Genomic DNA, 15,180 nt, shown 5'->3' with positions numbered 1-15,180 from the left:
GATTAATCCGTCTTGAGCAAGTACGGCACAACCATGTCTGTCATTTTTTCAGAGATTAATTGATAATTTCGCATGTCTCTTTTATAAGTGTCGATATTGTTTTTTCGAGAAGTTAAACAGGTGATAGTTCCTGAAAAGGATTCTGCCTTCTTTTTCTCGTTTAGGTTAACCCTTAAAAATAAGTGAGCATCTTCTACTTGACCTAGCTTAGTGATTAACTTAAATTCTTTATGAACCCCATCGGTTTTTCCCGTGATTAAAGAGTAGAATTGCTCATTAATCATAGTTCGATCTTCCTCCATAACATATGTTAAAAAAGATGTCCCTACGGTTTCGTTAACTGTGTATGTCATTAAATTCGACCATTCATAATTTAATGAAACGAAGTTCTTTTCTAGATCCAAATGAAAAATAACAGCATTTTTTACTTCAATAAGTTCTTGATATTTTTTATTGTTCGTCTCAAATATCATTTTTTCCATGTCCTTTTTGAGACCCCCTACTAATAGAACATGCGGTTCCTACTTTTTAGTCATAATAAAGGTATTATATCATTTTGTCATTGGAACTCTAACTGGAACAATCTACCGGTATTTTGTGATGATTTTGTCATTTGATTACGGAAAGTAATCTATGTTAAATGCGCTTTCTATGAAAAATGTTTGGGAATTAATCTAAATATAATCCTGTGGTCCAACATGTAAGATACATTCAAATCATTGTTGATTGTACGTACCAATTATAGTATTATAAACTTATAATTTCATATATATACGCACAAGGTTTTGAGTTGTTGACAGTTAAACTTAGTAACTTGAAAACTTCTTTAGTAAAGAATAGAAATGACAATACGTTTTTTAACATTTATTAAGTGTTGTGTAAGCGGTTACTGCAGTTTGTTTATAAAAACGATAATGTATTGGAGGAATTTTGAATGAGTCTTAATGTGAAAAGCGCAATTCAAAGCGGTAAGACAGTACTTGGTATTGAACTTGGATCAACTCGAATTAAAGCAGTTTTAATCGGCGAAGATAATACACCAATCGCATCCGGAAGCCATGAATGGGAAAATAGTTATGTAAATAATCTGTGGACATATAGTATAGAGGAAGTTTGGAAGGGTGTTCAAGACAGCTTTCAAAAGATGGCTAATGATGTAAAGCAACAGTATGGCATCACTTTACAAACGGTTGGTGCTATTGGATTTAGTGCGATGATGCATGGGTATATGGCTTTTGACAAAAATGAAAAGCTTTTAGTCCCATTCCGTACATGGCGTAACAATATAACCGGAGATGCTTCGAAGGAATTAACAGAACTGTTTAACTATCAAATTCCTCAAAGATGGAGTATTGCTCACTTATATCAAGCGATTTTAAATCAGGAAGAACATATTGGTGATGTTTCCTTTTTGACAACATTAGCAGGTTTCGTTCACTGGAAGTTGACAGGACAGAAGGTGTTGGGTGTTGGTGAAGCTTCCGGTGTCTTTCCGATTGACCTACAAACAAAGAATTATAATCAAACCATGATCAATCAGTTCAATGAATTGGTTGCTCACAAGAAATTATCTTGGAAACTGGAAGACATTTTGCCTCATGTTTTAATAGCGGGGGAAAATGCTGGCGTATTAACAGAAGAAGGGGCCAAGCTTCTCGATGTTACTGGAGAACTGCAAGCAGGTATTCCGCTTTGTCCTCCTGAAGGTGATGCAGGAACAGGCATGGTTGCCACAAACAGTATAGCGAAACGTACTGGTAATGTTTCTGCCGGAACATCTGCTTTTGCCATGGTTGTACTCGAAAAAGATTTGTCCAAAGTACATCCTGAAATTGATCTTGTCACAACACCTACAGGTAATTTGGTAGCGATGGCTCACTCCAACAACTGTTCTTCGGACTTAAATGCATGGATCGGAATATTTGAAGAATTTTTAGGTGCAATGGGTATTGAAGGTGACAAGAACAAAATATATGAAACGTTATTTAAACAAGCCCTTCAAGGAGATCAGGATGGAGGTGGCCTATTATCATATGGTTATCTTTCAGGTGAGCATATGACTCATTTTGAAGAAGGCCGTCCATTGTTTGTTCGTTCTTCAGGAAGTCGTTTCAATCTAGCTAATTTCATGCGTGTGCAATTATTTACAGCATTCGGCGCGATGAAAATAGGTATGGATATTCTATTAAATGAAGAAAACGTAAAATTGGATGAAGTATTAGGTCATGGCGGACTATTCAAGACCGAAGGTGTTGGTCAAAGTGTCTTGGCAGCTGCTTTTAATGTTCCTGTGTCTGTTATGGAAACGGCAGGAGAGGGCGGTGCTTGGGGAATGGCCCTACTTGGATCTTATATGATAAACAAAAAGGAACAGGAATCTTTGGAAGAGTTTTTAAATGACAAAGTATTTGTTGATCAATCAGTGAAGACAGTGTCTCCAGATCCGAAAGATGTAGAAGGCTTTGAGCAATTTATGGAACGGTATAAAAACGGTCTTGTTATTGAAAGAGCAGCAGTTGAAAATCTTCGGTAAGTTATGAGTAAATTTGCCAACTCGACAGGAACAGTTTTTCTTGTCGAGTGCTTCCAAAAAAGGATTCGTTGTCTACACATGTTTTAAAGGATAGATTGAATTTATAATGCATCACTTATTTAAATTCTTGTTGATTGTACGTACAAATTACGATATGATTTAAATATGAGTTTAAGTTTATGCGTACAAGATGAAAAATGCTTGAAAGGAGTGCTAACCAGATCATGTTAGAAAGTTTGAAGAAGCAAGTGTTGGAAGCAAATTTAGCTTTACCGAAGTACGGGTTGGTAACGTTTACATGGGGAAATGTAAGCGGTTATGACCGAGAGGAAGGACTAGTCGTAATCAAGCCTAGCGGCGTTGCATATGACAAGTTGACAGTCGAAGATTTAGTTGTACTTGATTTAGAGGGGAATATTGTCGAAGGTAATTTAAACCCATCATCTGATACCCCAACACATCTGGTTCTTTACCGAAACTTTCCCGGAATTGGGGGAATTGTTCATACCCATTCCCCGTGGGCAACAAGCTGGGCTCAAGCGGGTAAACCTATTCATGCATTAGGGACAACGCAAGCGGATTATTTTTACGGTACTGTACCTTGCACGAGAAGAATGACAGAAGAAGAGATTCAAGGTGAGTACGAATTGGAAACAGGGAATGTGATTGTTGAAACATTTAAAGACATAGATCCATCACAGATTCCTAGTGTACTAGTTCATAGTCATGCCCCATTCAATTGGGGAAAAGACCCAAGTGAAGCAGTCCATAACGCTGTTGTCTTGGAAGAAGTGGCAAAAATGAATTTCCACACATACCAAATTAACCCGGAAATCCCGCCTATGGATCAGACATTATTAGATAAACACTACTTAAGAAAACACGGTGCAAATGCATATTACGGACAGAAAAAATAAGCTAACTAACTAAACAATAAATCTAACAATCTATATAAATTAGGAGGAATTCACATGTTAAAAACAAGACCTTATGAATTTTGGTTTGTTACAGGTAGTCAAAACTTATACGGAGAAGAACCATTACGCCAAGTGGCCAACAACTCGCAGGAAGTTGTAGACGGGTTAAATAAAGAAGGAGATCTTCCTTTTAATATCGTATTCAAGTCTGTTGTTAAGACAGCAGAGGAAATTAGAAATCTGGCATTTGAAGCAAATACAAATGAAAATTGTGCAGGGATTATTACATGGATGCACACATTCTCACCAGCTAAAATGTGGATCGCAGGACTAACGGCACTACAAAAACCATTACTTCACCTTCATACCCAACATAACCGTGATATTCCATGGAGCGATATTGACATGGACTTTATGAACTTGAACCAAGCAGCTCACGGTGACAGAGAGTACGGATTTATCGGAACTCGTATGGATGTGTCAAGAAAAGTAATTGTTGGACATTGGCAAAGCAAAGATGTTACATCAAAACTAGGTAGCTGGATGAAAACGGCTGTTGGAGTTACAGAAGGTCCAAATATTCGAGTTGCTCGCTTCGGAGATAATATGAGAAACGTTGCCGTAACAGACGGAGATAAAGTTGAAGCACAAATTAAGTTTGGCTGGACAGTAGACTATTACGGTATTGGTGATCTTGTTGAAGAAATGAAAAAAGTAACAGATGATCAGTTAGATGAACTTTATAAAGAGTATAGTGAATTATACGAGCTTCCAACAGAAGCGAGTGAGCCAGGAGCAGTTAGAGACTCAATTCTTGAGCAAGGACGTATTGAGTTAGGATTAAAAGCATTCTTGTCTAAAGGGAATTACAGCGCATTCACGACAAATTTTGAAGATTTACATGGCATGAAACAACTTCCGGGACTAGCTTCTCAACGTTTAATGGCAGAAGGATATGGATTTGCAGGTGAAGGTGACTGGAGAACAGCTGCATTATTACGATTAATGAAAATTATTTCCGGTAATAAAGGAACTTCCTTCATGGAAGATTATACGTACCACTTAGAGCCTGGCAACGAAATGATTCTTGGCTCACATATGCTTGAAATCTGTCCGACAGTCTCTGCGACAAAACCTAAAATTGTTGTAAATCCTTTAGGTATCGGTGGAAAAGAGGATCCAGCACGTCTAGTATTCGATGGTAAAGGTGGAGATGCAGTAAATGCTTCACTTATCGAATTAGGTGGAAGATATCGTCTAGTCATCAATGAAGTGAAAGCTGAACAACCTACTATTGAGACACCAAATTTACCGGTAGCAAAAGTATTGTGGAAGCCTCAGCCCTCTTTAAGTGAAGCAACAGAAGCTTGGATCTATGCTGGCGGAGCACATCATACAGTATTCTCTTTTGAAGTAACAACTGAACAATTATATGATTTTGCTGATATGGCAAAAATCGAAGTGGTTGTCATCGACAAAGATACAAATGTGAGACAATTCCGTAATGAATTAAAGTGGAATGAAGCTATTTGGAGAAGATAAGATCATGGAGCAGAGGTTTAAGGAAATTAGACCTCTGCTTTTCTTTTTATCTTATAAAAATGTTTAATTAATCAAAGGTAATTGGAAAGATATATTAACAATCCTTCAAATTTTGTGAGAAAAATAGAAATATTACGTACTACTCTAAATAAGGATCGGAATTGTTAATTCCAAAGCCTAAACCAAAAAATCCTGTCTTTGATGTTTAAATTGCTTTGTTGTTAATCCGGTTATTTTTTTGAAGGTCTTGCAAAAATAATGTGAATCACTATATCCAACTTGATCGGCAATTTCATAGGTTTTATTGTTTGTTGACTTTAATAGATTTTTTGCCATATCAATACGGGTGTTTGTCAAATATTCAATTAATGTTTTACCTGTTTCCTGACTAAACAAATGACTCAAATAGGAGGCACTTACATTTACGGCATCAGCAACTGTTTGTAACGATAATTGTGAGTCGGGAAAATTTTTATTAATATAATCCATAGCCATTTGAACAGATGATGAGTATTTGCTTGTTAAACAATCTCTGGTTGATAAAACGAGGTGCAGCATTTCCTCTATAAAGGCTAGAACCTCATTATAGTTCCTAATCCAGCTTGCTTTCACTTCTAATTGATTAATCTCCTGCATAACTTCAAGACGGTCCATTTCTCCTTCCTTTAAATAATGTGAAATCGTTATGGTGAAATCCATTAAAAAATAATACGTTGTAAAAGGTGAACGAATATTTCCCATTGACAGATAAGATGAATAGGTACGAGCAAAACTAGAAATATCGCATAGAAGTCCATATTTTAAAAAGTCAATTAAGTCTCTGCGGTTAAAATGTTGGAGCTCTTTCTTTGATTCAATATCTATTTCAGTTCCCTTAGAACTGTATTTATGAATAATACTTGAATAGCTTTTTTCTTCATCAGCTTCCGAAAACGAAACAGAAATCCCTTTGATACGACTTTCTACTCTTCCGATACCAAAGATTAATGGTTTCTTTGGATGTAGATCTTCATGAGCAAGGAGGAGACGTTTTCGAATTACTTCTGCTTCATATTCAAGTGCCTGTTTTGATTCGCCTTTCATAATATAAATCGTTTCCTTCAATTTTCTGCTGAATCGCAAACAATCATATTCCTCTTCGATCCAGTTAATAAAGTCTGATTCAATTGTACATTCAATAATAACAACATAATAATAGCTTGAGATTAGATTAATATTTAATTGTGTCGCCTCTTTTATAGCTCTTGAAGAGGTATATGAGCCTTCACAAATTTCATATAAAAATTTATTTCTAGTAGCAGATTTATTTTGAGAAATTTGATTTTCCAGGTCATTTATTCTTTTATTTTTCAGTTCCTCTTCATCTATTTTTGAAGAGACCTTTTTTAAAATAGTAAGTAAATCTAGAGAACTTACAGGTTTTAAGCAATACTCCGCAACTTGAATACGCATTGCTTCCCTAGCATATTCAAATTCATCATGACCACTTAGAATAATGATTTTTATTGAAGGCATTTTTTCACGAAGAATACGACTGAGTTCCAGTCCATCCATAAAAGGCATTTTAATGTCAGTAATGACAATATCAGGTTGGTGTTTTTCAATCAATGGAAGGGCCATTTCGCCATCTGAAGCATCGCCGCAATAGATAAACCCTTCTAGTTTCCAATCAATACTTTTCCCGATCCCCGCGCGGATAGCCATTTCATCATCTACTAAAAATACTTTTTTCATCTGTTTCTCCCTTCTGCAGGTATGATCAAACTGACACGTGTACCTGACCCATACCAGCTATTAATTGTAAGACCAAAAGGTTCTCCATAGTGTAAATGTATTCGTTGATGAACATTTACCATACCAAAGCCACCTTGTTCTTTTTCAAATGGGACACCTTGAGATAATTGAGATCGAATTTCTTCTAATTTGTCTTCTTTCATTCCAATACCATTATCTATTACATCAATTGAAATAGATCCTTCAGGTGTGAAATCACCTTTAATTCGTACAAACCCCTTGCCACGTTTATTTTTTATTCCATGATAAATTGCATTTTCAACAATAGGCTGAAGTGTTAATTTAATGATTTCGTATTCTAAAATATCTTCATTCAAGTGAAATGTTACATCTAAGATATCTTGGTATCTCATTTTTTGAATCGTAAGATAATTCCGGATGTGATTAATCTCATCTTCGAGAGGAATCACATCCTTTCCTTTACTTAAAGAAATTCTAAAAAAATGGGATAATGCCTTTGTAATTTCAATGACTTGACCCGTTTTTCTTGCTTCCGCCATCCATATAATGGTTTCAAGTGAATTATATAGAAAGTGAGGATTAATTTGGGCCTGCATCGTACGTAATTCTGCTTTTTTTAACTGTTTCTGCTCATTTACACTTTTTGTTAATAGGTCCTTTATTTTTATGAGCATACTATTAAAATTTTCACCTAGTTCTGAAATTTCATCTGTCCCTTTATTTTCAAATTTCACTTCCAAATCTCCCTGGGAAGCTTGTTTCATCTTTCTCTTTAATAAGCGAAGCGGAAGAATCAGTCTTGAAGTAATAAAGATATATAATCCAATTGTAAAAATTAAAATTGAGCCAACTGTTAAGACAATGAGACTCCTTATTTCAGTTGCTTCTTTCGTTATTTCTGTTAATGGTGTAGATCTAATAAATTTCCATCCGGTTAATTCAGATGTATCATAAACAAAAAATGTGGACCCTTTCGTAAAATAACCAGAGCTGTTTTCTTCTATTGATTTTCGATCTGAGAGTGGTGAAGTCTTTGCAAATTGTGGATACGAGAATAAAATAGTTCCAGACTCAGATTGAATTTGAACGGTGCTTGAGTTACTTAAGGAAGCATCGTGAAGGATATCCTTAAAAATAGAAGCTTTAATGACAATATCTATAAAACCAATAACTTCTTCGGACGAATCGGATACGATCGTACTTGTCATGGAAAGTGCTGGATTACTATTTTTATAGATCGGCTCAATCAACGTTTTCGTAGGTTCATCAAGTAGTGTCACAAATGGAGGTTTAGTGAGTGTTTGATGATCTAATTGGTGAACTCCTCGATCTTCGCTAACAGCTTTTCCATCAAGACCAATAATTTTAATATTCATGATACTATCACTATATTGATAACTTTCTCTGTAAAGCTTTATCATTCCTAAAATGCTTTTTGATTCCTCAGCTGTATTTTGTTTGTCTATTAGAAAATGGACAGTGCTGTCCTTTTTCCCAATTTCAGTAAATCTTTTGATGTCTTGAATCACCTCATCATATTCACTGCGTAATTGTGTTAGTTGGATTTGAGCTAATGAATATGACTTTTGTGAAAAAATATCGTACGATTTCATATATGAAATCATCCCAACAAGAATAAGAGGGATGACCGTTAAAAAAAGGAACATCAATAGAAGTTTTGCACGTAAACTTGATACGATCCATTTGATATATTTCATTTCTAATCAACCTGCCAGTAGTATGATAAGTAGAGTTGTATAATGTCGACAACATGCTATAAGTTTGCGGGTCTTATATTTTGAATTGCCTTATGTTATCTTTCATTTCTTGAATTCGTTCAACAAGTTTATAGGATGAATCAGAAACTTCCTCAAGAGTCGTTAGCTGTTCTTCTCCCATAGAAGCAATACCGGCTAATTCTGCATTTGTTATTTGAGAGCTTTGCTCAATGTCTGATATCATTTGACGAACAGAAAGCATTTGATCAAACGCCTCCTTCATGTCTTGCTTTATACTTTCAATTTCAACTTGCTGTTTATTTCTAATCGAAAGAATCGTTTTAAAGCCACTCTGTACTTCCTCAGTTATGATTTTACTGGCTTGAATATTTTTTAGTGTTTCAGAGTTTTGCTTTCTGATTGAAGATGATCGTCTTGAAATTTCGTTTGTTTTGTCATCAGTTTGCTGTGAAACTCTATCTGTTTCATCAGAAATTTTTTTTATTCGAGTAAATGTGTTTGATACATGTTGATTTTCTGAAAGATTTGGCATCTCATTTAGTAGAGAAAGGTACAGTAAATTAAATTCCTGGGAAACAAGTTTAATGAATCGAATATTTTCATTCACTTCTCCTGACAATCTCTGAAGTTCTTCTGATTCTGTATTCATGTAATCAATCATTTTACTCATATTTCCAAGTTGTTGATGAAATGTTATAAGTTCACTACTTATTTTATTTGTAATATGTAAGGTTTCATTTGATTGAAGGTTGATTTTATTTGATTTTCCTAGTATTTCGTTATATTTATAAAGCAGATGTTCAAATGTTGAGACTGAGTTTTGGATGAGTTGATCTTGTGTGTGAAGATTGGTTGATATTTTTTGTGTGGCTTCGGCAACTTCTTCTCCTGCCAGTCGGTTCTCCAGAATACTTTGGTGAATATCCTTTGAGGTTAACACGACTAAATCATTTGTTCTTCTCACACTTAAGATAATATCCTTTAAATTATGAAACATACGATTATACGAGCGGCATAGTTCTCCGATTTCATTTTTATAAGGATATGTTATTGCTCCTATTGTTAAATTTCCTTCAGCAATTTCATTTGTTTTTTGTCCTAAATGACGTATAGGCCTTACAAAGCTTCCGGATATATAGATTGCAAAGAATAATGAGATCATAATGACGGAAATAAATGCACAAATATAAATAGTGATATCTCGTTTTAGGTTAATGGATATGATATTTTGTGATTCCCCTTTTACCAAAAGGGTTTTTTGTAAGAGTGACTGAACCTTTTCATCAATGAGGTCTGTTAGAATTGTAATATATTCATAGGTGATATTTCGTGTATCTGCAGGTGCATTTTCTTGTATTTGTTCTCCGAGTTTATCAATATATTCAGTCGTAGTCGTTAATGTCTGGCGAACCTCTGAAATTTCCTTGGTAAATTGGCTATTCTTATCATCCTGTTCAATTTTATCTAAGTTATGGTACATATTGTTAAGGTGATCATATTGAGTACCATTTTCGAACAGTACTTTTCCGTATGCAATATCCCTTATCTCCTCATCCAGCATCTGCTTGAGTGAACCATTTATTGAATTTGTTAATTTAATGGTTTCCATCATCGCGTTATACTGCCGAACATATCCAAGGAAAAGATAGATTTGTACACAGTTAATTGTTGCAAGCAATAACAGAATGACCAAAAAAACAAAGATTATTCTTTTTCGTAATGAAAGATCAGATAATTTTGGATGCGCTTTCAATTAACTTCCTCCCCTTCTAGAAATATTCTACTATAGAAAGAGTTAAAAGTAGATGAAAAGATTTTACACATTTTTAAAAGAATTTACAATTTTATAAACAAAAGCAATTTGTAAACTAAATGATTTGCAATTTTTTCGAAAGTTATTCCATTCACTGCTAGTGTGTAAACGCTTTATAATAAGGTTATTCCAATAAAGGAATGTTGCTTGGTTATAAAACAATCTGAATGAGAAAGAAGAGGGGGAGAAGCAAATGATAAAAAAACGTTTAAAAAGAAAAACAGTATTTTTCCTCATGATGTCGCTCATGCTTTTACTAGCTGCATGTAGTTCATCAGGAACAGGGGGGAAAACAGAATCTGGTGGTGCTGGTTCAGGAGATTCTAAATCTAATGAAAAGTTAGTCATCGGTTTTTCGCAAGTAGGAGCTGAGAGTGAGTGGAGAACGGCTAATACAAAGTCTATGCAGGATGCCATAAAAGCCGCAGGTCATGAGTTAAAGTTTTCAGATGCTCAGCAAAAACAAGAAAATCAAATTAAAGCCATTCGTTCTTTTATCGCTCAAAAGGTAGATGCAATTGTCTTTTCACCGGTTGTTGAAACAGGATTTGAAACGGTATTACAGGAAGCAAAAGATGCAGGGATTCCCGTATTTCTCGCAGACCGTTCTGTAGATATTGAAGATGATTCACTTTGGGTAACATTCTTAGGCTCTGACTTTGTTGAAGAAGGAAGAAAAGCTGCAAACTGGCTAGTCGAAGAAACAAAGGATATGGACGGTGATGTGAATATTGTTGAGCTTCAAGGTACAGTAGGTTCAGCTCCAGCGATCGACCGTAAAGAAGGATTTGAAGAGGTAATGAAAGATCATCCAAATCTAAAAATCATCAAATCTCAAACAGGTGACTTCACACGTGCTAAAGGTAAAGAAGTTATGGAAGCGTTCTTAAAATCTGATGGGGAAAACATCGATGTTTTATATGCTCATAATGATGATATGGCCATCGGTGCGATTCAAGCAATTGAAGAGTATGGCTTGACGCCAGGCGAAGACATTAAAATCATCGGCGTGGATGCAGTAAGAGGAGCATTTGAGGCAATGGCAGCAGGCAAAATGAACGTCACAATTGAATGTAATCCATTGTTTGGACCGCAAATGGTCGATTTAATTGAAGCACATCTTGCTGGAGAAAAAATTGAAAAGCGTGTAGCTGTCGAGGAAAGCATGTATACAATGGATCAAGCAGAAGAGTTGTTACCAACACGTGAATATTAATTAAGAGAATAACAAACATATAGCCACTAGATTAGTAGTATATCTTGGTATTACTGACTAGTGGCTTTTAAAATAAACAGTTTGGGAGGGAAATGCGTGAAAAAGACTCCGGTCCTTATCATGGAAGGAATAACAAAGGAGTTTCCGGGAGTAAAAGCTTTATCTAATGTGCAGTTAACACTTTACCCAGGTGAGGTTCATGCACTTATGGGTGAGAATGGTGCAGGAAAATCGACTTTAATTAAAGTGTTAACAGGGGTGTATACGTTTGATAAAGGGACAATCACTCTGGAGGAAACTCCCATAAAAGTATCTAATCCACTTGAAGCACAAACCCTTGGGATCAGTACAGTTTACCAAGAAGTGAATTTATGTACGAATCTCTCTGTCGTAGAAAATATCTTTATTGGTCGGGAAATAATGAAAAGAGGTCGTCTTGATTGGAAGGAGATGAATAGGCAAGCAAAAGTGTTGTTGCAAACAAGATTAAACTTAGATATCGATGTAACAAAGCTGCTTTCTTCCTATTCGGTTGCGATTCAACAAATGATAGCAATTGCACGATCACTTTTAGTCTCTGCGAAGGTCCTGATTTTGGATGAACCAACATCAAGCCTTGATCAAAATGAAGTTAATCAATTATTTAATGTTATTCGGAAATTAAAACAAGAGGGTTTAGCTATTGTGTTTGTCAGTCACTTCCTTGACCAAATTTATGAAATAACAGATCGATTAACCGTTTTACGGAATGGCCAATGGATCGGTGAATATATGACAAATGAAATTGAGAGACTTGAATTAGTTTCAAAAATGATTGGAAAAGACCTAAACGAGCTTAAGAGCAATGATCAAGCAAGAGCCAATCATTCGAATGAAAAGAAAAAGCTCTTTTTGAAGGAAAAGAAGTATCGAAGAAAGGGAAAATTTCTCCTTTTGATATTGACATCCATGAAGGAGAAATAGTAGGTCTTGCTGGACTTCTTGGTTCAGGAAGAACAGAGTTGGCAAGGCTATTGTTTGGAGCAGATAAAGCAGATACAGGTGAATTTAAGATAAACGGAAGCAAAGCCAACCTTACATCCCCGAAACAAGCTATTTCAAAGGGAATCGCTTTTTGTTCTGAAAACCGCAAAACAGAAGGGATTATTGCAGACCTCACAATAAGAGAAAATATGATTCTCGCGATGCAAGGAATACAAGGTTGGTTTAGGTATATTCCCAAAAAAAGCAGATTGAAATGGCAGATGAATATATCAAATTACTGAACATCAATCCACCAAATCCCGAGCAGTTAATCAAAAATTTAAGCGGTGGGAACCAACAAAAAGTCCTGCTTGCTAGATGGCTAATTACGAATCCTAATCTATTAATCTTAGATGAGCCAACAAGAGGTATTGATGTAGGAGCTAAAGCAGAAATTCAAAAGCTTATGGTGTCACTTAGTAAAGAAGGGATGTCCATTTTATTTGTCTCATCTGAAATAGAAGAGGTATTACGAACTTGTCGAAAAATTGCGGTTCTACGAGATCATAAAAAAGTTTCAGAAATAGAAAATAATCAACAAATTACACAAAAAGATATTATGAAAGCAATGGCTGGAGGTGTGACATGATGAAATCAAAATTATTTTGGCCAATTGTCGTTTTACTCATCATCTTGTTCATCAATCTGTTCTTTGATAAAAGCTTCTTTTCAATTGAAGTGAGGAACGGCTATTTAACAGGTAGTTTAATAGATATTCTTAATAGAGGAGCACCACTGTTATTAGTTTCGATTGGCATGACTCTAGTTATTGCAACAAAAGGAGTTGATCTAGGGGTTGGTTCAGTTATTGCGATGGCTGGTGCAGTTGGTGCCATGACCGTAAGTGGGGCAAAGGGCGGTAGTTTACTCCCTTTATTTACTGCAATTGGATTGGTTATTGGAATCTCTATTTTAACGGGATTATGGAATGGTGTGCTTGTTTCGCGGATCGGTGTTCAACCAATTGTTGCCACATTAATACTGATGGTGGCTGGACGAGGTATAGCCCAATTAATTACTGATGGGCAAATCATGACAGTCTATTATGATCCATACACCTTTATCGGTGGCGGATATTGGCTTATGCTTCCTTTTTCCATTTTTATCGTAGCAGCAGTGCTGATTATTGCGTCTCTAATAACTAGAAAAACCGCTTTAGGATTATTTATTGAATCGGTTGGAACGAATCCTGAAGCTAGTAGGCTATCAGGTATTAATTCTAAAAATATCTTATTAATGGTTTATGTTTTTTCTGGACTTTGTGCAGGGATTGGTGGTCTAATTCTAAGCTCAAATGTAGCGAGTGCAGATGGTAATAATGCCGGGTTATGGTATGAGCTTGATGCCATATTAGCGGTCGTAATTGGTGGTACATCACTGAATGGCGGAAGATTTTACTTAATGGGGACAGTGATAGGTGCCCTTATCATTCAAAGTTTAACGACAACCATTTACTCAATTGGAATTGCACCAGAAATAAACCTTGTCGTAAAAGCAGTTGTTGTCTTAATTGTTTGCTTATTACAATCTCCTGAGTTTAGAAAAAAAGTATTCAGTGTTTTCTCAATGAAAAAGGCAAAAGTAAAAAGTGAGGGGGTGTCGGTATCATGACGAAAAGGTTACAAATCGATTCTAAACATCTCCCCTTAACAGCAACAATTCTGTTATTTATTATGATGTTTATATTCGGCTCGTTCAGATATACTGGATTTTTTTCTACACAAGTTTTTCTGAATTTGTTTATTGATAACGCATTCTTGATTGTTGTTGCAGTAGGGATGACATTCGTGATTTTATCAGGAGGAATTGATCTTTCAGTCGGTTCGATCATCGCGTTAACAAGCATGGTGGCAGCAAGCCTGACAATGAATGCTCAACTTTCTCCAGTTCTTGTGATTCCGATCAGTTTACTTGTTGGAACATTCCTTGGCTTCTGTATGGGCTGCCTGATACATTTCTTTAACTTACAGCCGTTTATCGTAACACTTGCAGGGATGTTCCTGGCAAGAGGCTTATGCTATCTCATTAGTGTTGAATCGATCACGATCAACCATGAATTTTTTAATTTTATGGCTAGTACCCGAATCTCAGTAGGTGGAGGAAATTTTATTTCCATTAGTGTCATCATCGCGATGTTAGTGGTGATTGCCGCTATTTTTGTTGCTCATTACTCGAAATTTGGGCGTAATGTGTATGCCTTAGGTGGAAGTGAGCAATCTGCCTTATTAATGGGATTACCTGTCGGGAAAACAAAAATTTTAATATATACAGTTAGTGGATTTTGCTCATCACTTGCCGGGTTAATTTTCACTTTCTATATGTTATCAGGTTATGGACTGCATGCAAATGGTTTAGAGCTTGATACAATTGCAGCTGTTGTTATTGGTGGTACCTTACTTACAGGGGGTGCCGGGTATGTAGCTGGCAGTGTTGTAGGTGTCCTTATTTTAGGAATTATTCAAACAGTTATTGTCTTTGAAGGAACTTTAAGTTCTTGGTGGACAAAAATTGCCATTGGAGCATTGTTATTATTATTTATCGTATTACAACGGGTGATCGTTGCCAGAAGCAAAGCGGGTCAAACAACAATATCCTCCCATTAAAAGGAACATTGTGATGCGATGGAGAAATAAATATCGAGG

Annotated in this window: 13 protein-coding genes; 9 read left to right on the top strand and 4 right to left on the bottom strand. The window is 35.8% G+C overall.

The window, feature by feature from the left end:
• Positions 1-2: 2 nt before the first annotated feature.
• Positions 3-482 (bottom strand): PAS domain S-box protein, encoded by a 480-nt coding sequence (locus AC0L8O_RS17020; RefSeq protein WP_473443982.1) that lies wholly within the window; start codon positions 480-482, stop codon positions 3-5.
• A 452-nt stretch (positions 483-934) separates the two neighbouring features.
• On the opposite strand from AC0L8O_RS17020, the gene AC0L8O_RS17015 reads away from it, so the two are divergent.
• The 3 genes from AC0L8O_RS17015 to araA all read left to right on the top strand — a co-directional run bounded on the left by AC0L8O_RS17015 (position 935) and on the right by araA (position 4,992).
• Positions 935-2,533: a xylulokinase gene (locus AC0L8O_RS17015; RefSeq protein WP_473443980.1), complete on the top strand. Its 1,599-nt coding sequence runs from the start codon at positions 935-937 to the stop codon at positions 2,531-2,533.
• 224 nt (positions 2,534-2,757) lie between these two features.
• Positions 2,758-3,450, top strand: a complete 693-nt coding sequence (gene araD, locus AC0L8O_RS17010; RefSeq protein ID WP_026561033.1) for an L-ribulose-5-phosphate 4-epimerase — start codon at positions 2,758-2,760, stop codon at positions 3,448-3,450.
• Positions 3,451-3,504: 54 nt separating this feature from the next.
• The gene (gene araA, locus AC0L8O_RS17005; protein ID WP_473443978.1) at positions 3,505-4,992 is read left to right on the top strand and encodes an L-arabinose isomerase; all 1,488 of its coding nucleotides are present in this window, start codon (positions 3,505-3,507) and stop codon (positions 4,990-4,992) included.
• A gap of 177 nt (positions 4,993-5,169) precedes the next feature.
• Here the strand turns inward: araA and AC0L8O_RS17000 are convergent, their stop codons facing one another.
• From AC0L8O_RS17000 to AC0L8O_RS16990, 3 genes are all read right to left on the bottom strand, one after another.
• Entirely contained in the window at positions 5,170-6,726 is a 1,557-nt protein-coding gene (locus AC0L8O_RS17000; RefSeq protein WP_473443976.1) for a response regulator transcription factor, read from the bottom strand.
• Positions 6,723-8,465 (bottom strand): sensor histidine kinase, encoded by a 1,743-nt coding sequence (locus AC0L8O_RS16995; protein ID WP_473443974.1) that lies wholly within the window; start codon positions 8,463-8,465, stop codon positions 6,723-6,725. Before AC0L8O_RS16995 ends, AC0L8O_RS17000 begins: the two co-directional genes overlap by 4 nt.
• 73 nt (positions 8,466-8,538) lie before the next feature.
• Positions 8,539-10,239 (bottom strand): methyl-accepting chemotaxis protein, encoded by a 1,701-nt coding sequence (locus tag AC0L8O_RS16990; protein WP_473443972.1) that lies wholly within the window; start codon positions 10,237-10,239, stop codon positions 8,539-8,541.
• 253 nt (positions 10,240-10,492) lie between these two features.
• Between AC0L8O_RS16990 and AC0L8O_RS16985 the strand changes: the two genes are divergently transcribed.
• From AC0L8O_RS16985 to yjfF, 6 genes are all read left to right on the top strand, one after another.
• Positions 10,493-11,515, top strand: coding sequence for an ABC transporter substrate-binding protein (locus AC0L8O_RS16985; protein ID WP_473443971.1), 1,023 nt, complete (start codon positions 10,493-10,495; stop codon positions 11,513-11,515).
• A 96-nt stretch (positions 11,516-11,611) separates the two neighbouring features.
• Complete coding sequence (locus AC0L8O_RS16980) at positions 11,612-12,478, top strand: ATP-binding cassette domain-containing protein (protein WP_473443969.1); 867 nt, start codon at positions 11,612-11,614, stop codon at positions 12,476-12,478.
• Positions 12,439-12,780, top strand: coding sequence for an ATP-binding cassette domain-containing protein (locus AC0L8O_RS16975; RefSeq protein WP_473448971.1), 342 nt, complete (start codon positions 12,439-12,441; stop codon positions 12,778-12,780). The genes AC0L8O_RS16980 and AC0L8O_RS16975 overlap by 40 nt, the downstream gene beginning before the upstream one ends.
• Entirely contained in the window at positions 12,753-13,127 is a 375-nt protein-coding gene (locus AC0L8O_RS16970) for an ATP-binding cassette domain-containing protein (protein WP_473443967.1), read from the top strand. The genes AC0L8O_RS16975 and AC0L8O_RS16970 overlap by 28 nt, the downstream gene beginning before the upstream one ends.
• Entirely contained in the window at positions 13,124-14,149 is a 1,026-nt protein-coding gene (locus AC0L8O_RS16965; protein ID WP_473443966.1) for an ABC transporter permease, read from the top strand. The genes AC0L8O_RS16970 and AC0L8O_RS16965 overlap by 4 nt, the downstream gene beginning before the upstream one ends.
• Positions 14,146-15,141 (top strand): galactofuranose ABC transporter, permease protein YjfF, encoded by a 996-nt coding sequence (yjfF, locus tag AC0L8O_RS16960; protein WP_473443964.1) that lies wholly within the window; start codon positions 14,146-14,148, stop codon positions 15,139-15,141. The genes AC0L8O_RS16965 and yjfF overlap by 4 nt, the downstream gene beginning before the upstream one ends.
• Positions 15,142-15,180 lie beyond the last annotated feature (39 nt).

The organism is Metabacillus sp. KJ11-3, assembly GCF_055808295.1.
Note: the sequence above shows the minus strand (reverse complement) of the source record. Positions and strands in the feature narration are given on the sequence as shown.